This window comes from Mycoplasmopsis cricetuli ATCC 35279 (genome assembly GCF_000526955.1).
GTDB classification, from domain to species: Bacteria; Bacillota_I; Bacilli_A; order Mycoplasmatales; family Metamycoplasmataceae; genus Mycoplasmopsis; species Mycoplasmopsis cricetuli.
In genome coordinates, this window is sequence record NZ_JAHB01000020.1 from 1 (window position 1) to 9,340 (window position 9,340).

10 protein-coding genes are annotated in these 9,340 nt (G+C 22.4%); 9 read left to right on the plus strand and 1 reads right to left on the minus strand.

Translation table 4 applies throughout. From position 1 onward, the window contains the following. Both U744_RS0103680 and U744_RS0103685 read left to right on the plus strand, forming a co-directional pair. Positions 1–1,080: type I restriction-modification system subunit M (locus U744_RS0103680; protein ID WP_025755705.1), on the plus strand; the 1,080-nt coding region annotated here is incomplete at its 5' end. Positions 1,081–1,127: 47 nt separating this feature from the next. Beyond that, entirely contained in the window at positions 1,128–3,227 is a 2,100-nt protein-coding gene (locus tag U744_RS0103685; protein WP_025755706.1) for a DUF4357 domain-containing protein, read from the plus strand. A gap of 517 nt (positions 3,228–3,744) precedes the next feature. Here U744_RS0103685 and U744_RS04555 read toward each other — a convergent pair. After that, positions 3,745–4,962 carry a hypothetical protein gene (locus U744_RS04555; RefSeq protein ID WP_025755707.1) on the minus strand — a complete coding sequence of 406 codons (1,218 nt, stop codon included), beginning with the start codon at positions 4,960–4,962 and terminating at the stop codon, positions 3,745–3,747. Positions 4,963–5,165: 203 nt separating this feature from the next. Between U744_RS04555 and U744_RS04660 the strand changes: the two genes are divergently transcribed. From U744_RS04660 to U744_RS0103725, 7 genes are all read left to right on the plus strand, one after another. Next, entirely contained in the window at positions 5,166–5,381 is a 216-nt protein-coding gene (locus U744_RS04660; protein ID WP_156921657.1) for a hypothetical protein, read from the plus strand. A 104-nt stretch (positions 5,382–5,485) separates the two neighbouring features. Then, complete coding sequence (locus tag U744_RS0103700; RefSeq protein WP_156921659.1) at positions 5,486–5,782, plus strand: hypothetical protein; 297 nt, start codon at positions 5,486–5,488, stop codon at positions 5,780–5,782. Between the two features lie 236 nt (positions 5,783–6,018). Continuing rightward, positions 6,019–6,702 carry an Mbov_0400 family ICE element protein gene (locus U744_RS0103705; protein WP_025755709.1) on the plus strand — a complete coding sequence of 228 codons (684 nt, stop codon included), beginning with the start codon at positions 6,019–6,021 and terminating at the stop codon, positions 6,700–6,702. Positions 6,703–6,747: 45 nt separating this feature from the next. Then, positions 6,748–7,476 (plus strand): Mbov_0400 family ICE element protein, encoded by a 729-nt coding sequence (locus U744_RS0103710; RefSeq protein WP_025755710.1) that lies wholly within the window; start codon positions 6,748–6,750, stop codon positions 7,474–7,476. Between the two features lie 95 nt (positions 7,477–7,571). Beyond that, positions 7,572–8,279, plus strand: a complete 708-nt coding sequence (locus U744_RS0103715) for an Mbov_0400 family ICE element protein (protein ID WP_025755711.1) — start codon at positions 7,572–7,574, stop codon at positions 8,277–8,279. Positions 8,280–8,324: 45 nt separating this feature from the next. Then, positions 8,325–8,660 carry an Mbov_0400 family ICE element protein gene (locus U744_RS0103720; protein WP_025755712.1) on the plus strand — a complete coding sequence of 112 codons (336 nt, stop codon included), beginning with the start codon at positions 8,325–8,327 and terminating at the stop codon, positions 8,658–8,660. Beyond that, entirely contained in the window at positions 8,626–9,090 is a 465-nt protein-coding gene (locus tag U744_RS0103725; protein ID WP_025755713.1) for a hypothetical protein, read from the plus strand. The genes U744_RS0103720 and U744_RS0103725 overlap by 35 nt, the downstream gene beginning before the upstream one ends. Positions 9,091–9,340 lie beyond the last annotated feature (250 nt).

Here is a 9,340-nt window from a genome sequence, read left to right on the forward strand (position 1 = left end):
GAAATCAATTTACTTCAACTCAAAATGGATGAAAATGATCATTTAGGTAATGCTTATGAACATTTACTAGCTGAATTTGCTAGTGATTCTGGGAAAAAAGCTGGAGAATTTTACACTCCAAGTTCTGTTTCTGAATTGCTTGCAAACATAGTAACTTACAAGAAAAAACGTATCAAAGCTTATGATCCAGCTTGTGGTTCTGGTTCTTTATTAATTAAACTTACTAAAAAAATTAATAAAGTGGAGAAATTATGTGGTCAAGAAATTAAAACTGCTACATATAACCTAGCAAGAATGAATTTTATTTTAAGAGATATGAATTTTTCAAAACTTAGTATCAAACAAGGAGATACATTACTAAATCCAATGCATCTTGATGAAGAAAATACATTCAATTGCATTGTTGCTAACCCTCCTTTTAGTTTAAAATGAAATCCTAGCAAAAGTTTAAAAACTAATGATGAAAGATTTATTCCTTTTCCAGCACTTGCTCCAAATAGTTATGCTGATTTTGCTTTTTTACAACATATGCTTTATCATGTTGATCCTAATGATGGAATTATTGCATCAGTTTTTTCTCTTGGAGTTTTAAATCGTCAAAGTCCAAAAGCTGAAAAAGAAATTCGTAAATATATTATCAATAAAAATTATATTGATACAATTATCTTTTTACCTGAAAACCTTTTTTATAACACAAGCATTAAAACTTGTATTATTATTGCTCGTAAAAATAAAGAAAGTCAAGATAAATCAATTTTTATGATTAATGCAGTAAATGAATTTCAAAGTAGTAAAAGACAAAATATTTTATCAAAAGAAAACATTGAAAAAATATTTAACGTGTGAAAAGATAAGCAAGAAATTGAAAATTTTTCAGTAAAAGTATCCTATGAAGATATTGTTTCAAATGATTATTCACTATCTATGAATTTGTACAATTTAAATGATGAAATTGAAGAACAAGAAAAAATTGATATTGAATTTGTAGAAAGTGAACTTAAAAGACTAAACAAAGAAATTAATGAACAAGAAAATTTGTTCCAAGAGAATCTAAAAAAATATTTAAAAAATATTAATTAAAAAATATTGTTTTACAATTTCAACAAAAACTTTTGAAAAGGGGTAAAATGAAAGTCGATTCTGTAAAAATATTAAATGGATTTATTCGTGATTCTTCAGGAAAACAATTTGTAATTCCAATTTATCAAAGAAAATATACATGAACAAAATCAAATGAACTAAAAAAACTTTTAGATGATTTAAAAGAATTAATTAAAAATGAAAATAAAACACATTTTTTAGGAACCATTGTTTTTGTAGAAAATAAAATTAAAAAAGAAGATAAAGACATACATGAAAGATCAATTGTAGATGGGCAGCAGCGTTTAATTACTTTGTTTTTAATTGTTCATGCTTTAAGATGAATAACCAAAAATGGTCATATAAAGAAAAAACTTTGAGAAGATTTTTTAGTAAATCCAAATCTGAAAGAAAATGATAAATATTATAATAGAATTTTTCCATCACTCAGTGATAATGATGATTATGAAAAAATAACAAAAGATGATAAAGATATATATAAATCTGATAGTAATATTGCAAAAAATTTTATTTGATTAATCAATGAATTAACAAAAATAATTCATGAAAATTATGATGGTAATAATGATGGAGGAACTTATAAAGTTATAAGTGCAGTAGAAAGATTTAATATTGTTTATATTAGTTTAGATAAAGATAATGATAATGCTCAGCAAATTTTTGAAAGCATTAATTGAAAAGGTCAACAATTAACAAATACAGATTTAATTTGAAATTTTGTTATGTTTGATAAATCTAATGAACAACAAACACACTTTTATAAAAAATATTGAAAAAAATTAGAAGATATTTTCAAAAATTCTGAACATACAATCGAAGAATTTATTAGAATTTATTTATCAATTGAAAATGAAAAATTTACTAAAAAAGAAAATTTATATCAAGAATTTAAACATTATTGAAATAAAAAAATAAAAGAAGAAAAGGATTATCAAGATTTTTTTGAATCATTAACCAGATATGCAAATTACTTTAAATCAGTTTATATAGATACTCCTGAAAATGATTATTTAGAAATATATGAAGATTTTCAAAATTTTGAAAGTTTAACTGCTGCTCCTCTTGTGTTGGAAATTATGGAAATGTTTGAAAACAAAAAAAAGATAACTAAAAGTCAATACAAAGGTTTTTTTGAGATTTTAAATACTTATCAAATAAGAAGAAAATTTAATGGAAATAATTCAAATTCTTTATCAAGTGTTTTTCCTCAACATTTAAAACTTATTAAAAAATTATTAAGTGATAATAATTCTGAAAATTTTTTAGACATAATTAAATTTGTTATTATCAAAAATCATATATCAGATAAAATGTTTTTGCCTACTGATAGTGATTTAATGGCTTATATGAGTAATATGAATGCTTATTCATTGAAACAAACTAAATGATTATTAGAAAAAATAGAAAATAACAAAAATAATGCTCCTGTAAACACAAAAAAGCTTTCAATTGACCACATTATGCCTCAAAAATCTAATGAATATTGAGAGGCAAAATCAAATACTAATAAACCTGAAGAGTACTCTAAACTTGTCAACTTGATTGGTAATTTAACTTTAGTTACAAATATCGATAATTCAAAAGCTAGTAATAAGGATTTTGAAAGTAAAAAAATTATTTTTGAAAATACAAGACACATAAAAATGAATGAAGAATTGTATAAGTATGAATTATGAACAGACAATGAAATTAAAAAAAGAACTAAAAAAATTATTGAAAAATTCATTGAGATGTATCCATACATAACTTCAAAAAATGAATATTTAATTGAAAAAAAATTTGAGGGAAAAGTTTTTATAGAAAAATTTAATTTTAAAGCTAGTGGATATTTAAATTCAGATGAAAGTGTCTTAATTTATAAAGGTTCTCAAATTTCTCCTGAAACGTTTAGTAAAAAATCAGATGATAGTAATAATATTTCAAAAAAAAGAGAGAAATTATTAAATGATAAGATATTAAAAACAGATGAAAATGGTAATTTATATTTTGCAGATGATTATTTAACAACATCACCATCTTTGGCAGCTAGTTTAATAATGGGGGGTGCTAGATCAGGGTGAGATGAATGAAAAGATATAAATGGATTAAAAATTAATGATTCTTTAAGAAAGAAAAGAAATAAATAGTAAATTTAATTATAAAACCTCACAAATAAATTTTTATTTGTGAGGTTTTATAATTAAGTTATTTCATTTATCATTGACTAATTAATTGATCATTTGAAACCATTATTTTTTATAAATAGTTTTAAAATAAAGTCAATAAAAGTTCAAATGAATAATCCATCTAATGTAATAATTTTTAAAATGACAAGTATTATTTCTCCTGCATAAAAAAGATCAATTTCAAGTGACAGAAAGAAAAATAAAAAAATGATGGTGTTTAAATTTTAGAGGGATATAATTATTTGATTTTTGAGCCAGCTTCAAGAGCTGGATTTTTTTAATTTAAACACTAAAGTCAGCTTACTTAAAAATAATATTAAAACTATAAATAAAAAGATTTAGATATTGGTTACTAACACTAAAAGAGTATTTATTTTTAAATTTTATATTAAGAAAATTAATTTTTGTTTCCTTCCAAGAACAAATAATTTTCAAATTAATATATTTTTATTTTTGATAATTTTATTAAATTATCTTTTTAATTTTGTTGTTGTTTTGGTTCTTTGAAGCGAAAGTAATATTTGTTTTTTCCTTGATTTATAAAATCTTTTATTTTACTTTCAACTTCTTCATCAGTATATTTTTCTTTTAATTTGGTTTCAGGATTATTTAAAACTGGTAAAAAGTAATTTTTAATAAGCTTTTTATCTTTTCCTGAAAGACCATCATAAGCATTATTTTTATCTCAATCTCCATATTTAATTAAAAGAGGAATTAATTCATCATTGGCTAAATCAATAAATTCTTGATACTGTTCTTTATCATGTACATTTGCATATTGGGTTCAAACTTGTGATTTACTTTGCGCTCAATGAGTAAGCGGTTTTAAAAACATCATAATTTTTTTAAACAATGATTCAGCCAAAGACACTACATCAGTTTTAATTTGTTCTTCAAAAGTTTTATTTGCATCTCTTAATTCATAAAGACTTTTTTGATAAAGGATATAATTTCGATAAATATCTAATTGTTGCTCTGAAATTAGCGCTAAATACACTCCTGAAGTGAGTAATTTACCAAATCCAGTTGAAAGTACTTGTAAAGCTCCAAGATTATCTATTTCTGTATTTACTTTAGGTTCTGGTTTGTCCAAATAAAACAATCTTGAATCATCTTGAGTTCAATATTTTTCAATAAAATCATATTTAGATTCATCATAATTGTAATCTTTTTTGTATTGATTAATAATTTTAGCAACATCATTTTTTTCAAGATTTTTTTTACTTCCTATTTCAAATTTTTCTAAAATTTTACCAATTAAAAAATCTATATTGCTTGCACTTGCCCCAAGTTCATTTTTTACAATACTTGGAATGTTTTTAATGTATTCAAAAATAAGTCCATATCCTTTATAACTAACAAAAATATCATTTTCTGGATATTCAGTGATATTGATCTGTTTTAATTGATTGTAATTATTTCTAGGATTATTTGGCTTTACAGATATGTTTTCTGTTGAAGAATTATTGCTTGAATTATTATTTTGAGAATCATTATTGTTTGAATTTTCTGAATTAACTTCTTGGTTATTAAAATTGTTATTTGTAGGATTATTGCTTGGTGAATTGTTTGGTGTTTGTTGTGCTGGAGGATTTGCATAAATTCTATCACATGATCCAGCAACTGCAACACTTCCAAATGAAGCTAACATTGCACTTGTTCCAATAAATAAAAGTTTTTTAATTTTCTTGTTCATATAATATCCTTATAACATCTTTTTTTAATTGAATTTTAATGAATTTTAAAATCTTAATCTATTAGAAATAGTATATTATTTTTAATATTTTTTAAAATATTAATTGTTATTTAATTTTTCAATTTCTTGTTCAAATTGAATAATTTTACTTTGAGTTTCTAAAATTTGCTCTTCATAATCATTTTTTAATTCTTTCATGTTTTTTGTCTATTTGAATTTGATTTTCAGACAGCTGATCTTCAAGTGCTAGAGCATTTTCTTGAATTTGAATTTCTCGAATTAATTTAAGATCATTTGAAAATTTTTTAGAACTTCAAAAAGAAATTATTAATGAACTTAATCAGCAATTACAACCATATGAATTAACTTTCAGGATTATTTATCTTTTGAAAATTCACTTGAACTTTTCAAGCTATTAGAAAAAGACAAATTCAATCAAATTACAGTTAAATAGTTCAAATAAATTTTATTTTAAATGGTTCTAAAACAATTAAGATATCAAATGATTTAAGAAAAAACCTTGTTGAAGTTACACCCAAATCCTGAAGTGTTCAATCCTACTAGCTCAACTAATTCTTTTGATTCTAATGATTTGCTTAATTCAAATAATTCAAATGATGAAATCAATTCCTTAAATAATCAAAAAAATAATTCAGAAAAAATTAATAATAATCCTGATACAAATAATAATAATAATAATCCTAAAGAAGAAACAAAAAGTTTTTTTAATAAAAAAGAAAAATTTATATTAATTTGTTCCACTTGTAAGTGTGTTTTCTATTATATTTTTAAGTGCAATAGGTTATTGACTTTATCTTAGATTTGGAGGAGCAAAAATTAAATAAAATATTTAAAATAATTAAAAAACAATCTTTTGGTTGTTTTTTAATTAATTATATTTAACACATATGTATTAAAAGATTTAAATTAAATAATAACTAAATAAATACTAAATAATACCTATCATAGGTATAACATTATATTATTTAAAAATACATTTATAACATAACTAATTAAATCAGTATAATTTTAATGGTAGACATTTTAGGAGAAATTATGAGTGAAAAATTACCAAAATTTAAACCAATATACACAAATCCAAATAAATCTGTAGTTTTTGATCGAAATCTAAATCAATTAAAACATAGGTTAATTATTATTTTTCATGATGATTTTTCTGGTGAGTATTTTTATATAAAAGCAAGAAGCACATATGAAGATGGAATTAAAAAGAAACCATATCAAGGGGAAATATTTGTTCCTGCTGCAAACAAAGGTTTACTAACTAAAGACTCATATGTAGATACTACACAAATTTTTTCAATTAAAGAGGAAGAATTAGAACAATTAGTAGGTCAAAATAAAATGTTTTTAACAACTAATCATTTTACTCGTGAGCAAATTACTGAGATTTCAATTTCTTTAATTAATAATTTATTAAGATCTGAAGAACCTTTAGTTTCATGAATTGAAGTTAAGTTAGATGATAATAATGAACCAATTCCTACTTTAAAATATTGTCATCCAAATTATATTAAGGAAATTACAAATAAAATTTTAAATAAAAAACATATTTTGGATAATTTAAATAAAGATCGAATAATACTAATGAATTTAAAAAGTCTTGGAGCTGAAGTAAATGAAAATTTAAAAGATTGAAAACATACTTGAGAAGATGATTATCAAGAAGAACAACAAGAATCTAAAAAACTCAAAGATGAATTTGAAATGATAATGTAGATAATAAAATCAAGTAAATCATCAAAAAATATTAAGGAGTTTAATATGAAAGATAAAATTGATAAAATGAAACCTTTTTTTACAAATGATAAAAACAATTCAATTATTTTTGATCGTTTTGAGAATCAAATACCTTATAGCCCAATTATTTTATTTTATGATGATTATGAAGAAATGTATTATTACATTAAATATAGAAGTGCCATTGATAGAAAAGAGAATTTAAAAGAACCAATAAATAATGAAGTTTTTGTATCCAAATCAAAAAAAGGATTGCTAACTAAAGATAGTTATGTTGATACTTCACAAATTTTTCGTATTCCTGCAAAAGATTTAGATGATTTGCTTGATAAAAAAGATAGATTATATTTAGAAACAGAATTTCTAAACAAAAAAGACATAGTTAATATTTATGAATCTCTTCTAGATAATTTAAAACAAGAACCACCCAAAGTAACAGTTTCAACAGTATGAATTGAAGAAGAAAAAATTAACTCATACGTTGAATATTCTCATGAAGAACTTTTAGATGAAGAGTTTATAAAATTTCAAAACAAAAACAAAAATAATAATGAAAAAATAAAAAAGGCAAAGAATTTAATTGAAGAAATTAAAACAATAAGAAATAAAACACACAAAATTGCACTTAGAAATTTATTTTTGGAAGTTGAATTTGCTTCAGGTGAATTTAATTTAGATAATTGAGATGAAGAAGATGAGCAAGAACTTAAAAAAATAATGCAAGCAATAGAAGAAGAAAATAAAAAAACCTAAAAAAATTCAAAGATGAATTTGAAATCACAATGTAGTTTAAAATAATAACTTTTTACTATGAAAACAAGAATATGAGGAAAAAGAATGGGGGGATTATGAGCGAAAAATTACCAAAATTTAAGCCAATATACACAAATCCAGATAAATCTGTAGTTTTTCAGCGAAATTTAGATCAATTGCAACATAAACCAATTATTATTTTTCATGATGATTTTAATGATAAATATTACTATATAAAAGCTAGAAGTGCATATGATGGAAATGGGTTCAAAAAGAAACCATATCAAGGAGAAATATTTGTTCCTACAGCAAACAAAGGTTTACTAACTAAAGACTCATATGTATATACCACACAAATTTTTTCAATTAAAAGAATTGATTTAGAAAAAATTGTAAACAAGGATTCACATACTTTTTTAACTACTAGAAATTTTTCAAAAAATCAAATTAGAGAAATTTCTCAATCATTAATGAATAACTTAAGAAAAGATATGCCTTTTGTTTCTTGAATAGAAGTTAAATTAGATGATAATAATAAACCAATTTCTACTTTAAAATATTGTCATGAAAGTTATGTTAGAGAAATTACAAAAGATATTATGAATGTAGAACAAAAACAAGAAATAGAACAAAATATTTTAAATAATTTAAATCAAGATGAAATAACATTGATGAATTTAAAAAGTCTTGGTGCTGAAGTTAAAGCAAATTTAAAAGATTTTGAACACACCTGAGAAGATGATTATCAAGAAGAACAACAAGAATCAAAAAAATTCAAAGATGATTTTGAATTAACAATGTAAATAAAATCAAATAAAACATATTTAAAAAATATTTAGAGAATTAATATGAAAGATAAAATCGATAAAATGAAATTTGTTTTCACAAATGATCTTAAAAATTCTGTTGTTTTTGATCGTTTTGAAAATCAACTTCCACATAGACCTATTATTATATTTCATGATGGACGCTATGATTTATACTATTACATTAAATGTCGTGATGCAAGAGATAAAAATGGTAATTTAAAAGAACCAATAAATAATGAAGTTTTTGTATCCAGAGCACAAAAAGGGTTATTAACCAAAGATAGTTATGTGGATACTTCTCAAATTTTTCGAATTAAAAAAGAGGATTTAGATAATTTGTTTGATCAAAAAAAACAAACTATATTTATATACTAGATATTTAGACAAAAAGGATATTGTCAAGATTTATTTATCTCTTCTAGACAACCTTGAACATGAACCTCCTAAAGTAACAGTTTCAAAAGTTTGAATTAGTGAAGAAAAAATTAATTTATATGTTGAATATTCTCATGAAGAACTTTTAGATCAAGAATTTGAAAGATTTAAAGCAAATATTAAAAACACAAAAGAAAAAATTAATAGAGCAAAAAAATTAGTTGAAGAAATTAAAACAGTAAGAAATAAAACTCACAAAATTGCACTTAGAAATTTATTTTTAGAAGTTGAAACAGAAGGAAACGAATTTTCTCAAACTCACTGAGATGAAGAAGATGAAAAAAGGCTTCAAGAAATGTTAAAGAATGATTGTCAAGAAGATCAAAACAAACAAAAAAAATCTAAAAAAGAATTTGAAATGACAATGTAAATTACTGTCTAATAAAATACTAAATTTAGTTTTTTTGTTTTACTTTAAACTAAATTTAGTGCGAATTTAGTTATCAAGATTTGTGTAAAATCTTGATTTTTTTATTTCTTTTTAATAAAATTTTAGGTATCTAAAAAGAAGAAAAATGAAAAGAAATTTCAAGTCTAAAAAAAAAAAAAAAAAAAAAAAAAAAAAGAATTTTTGAAAAAGCATTGACAAAATAAAATTAATTTTAAAAACTCAAAACAAA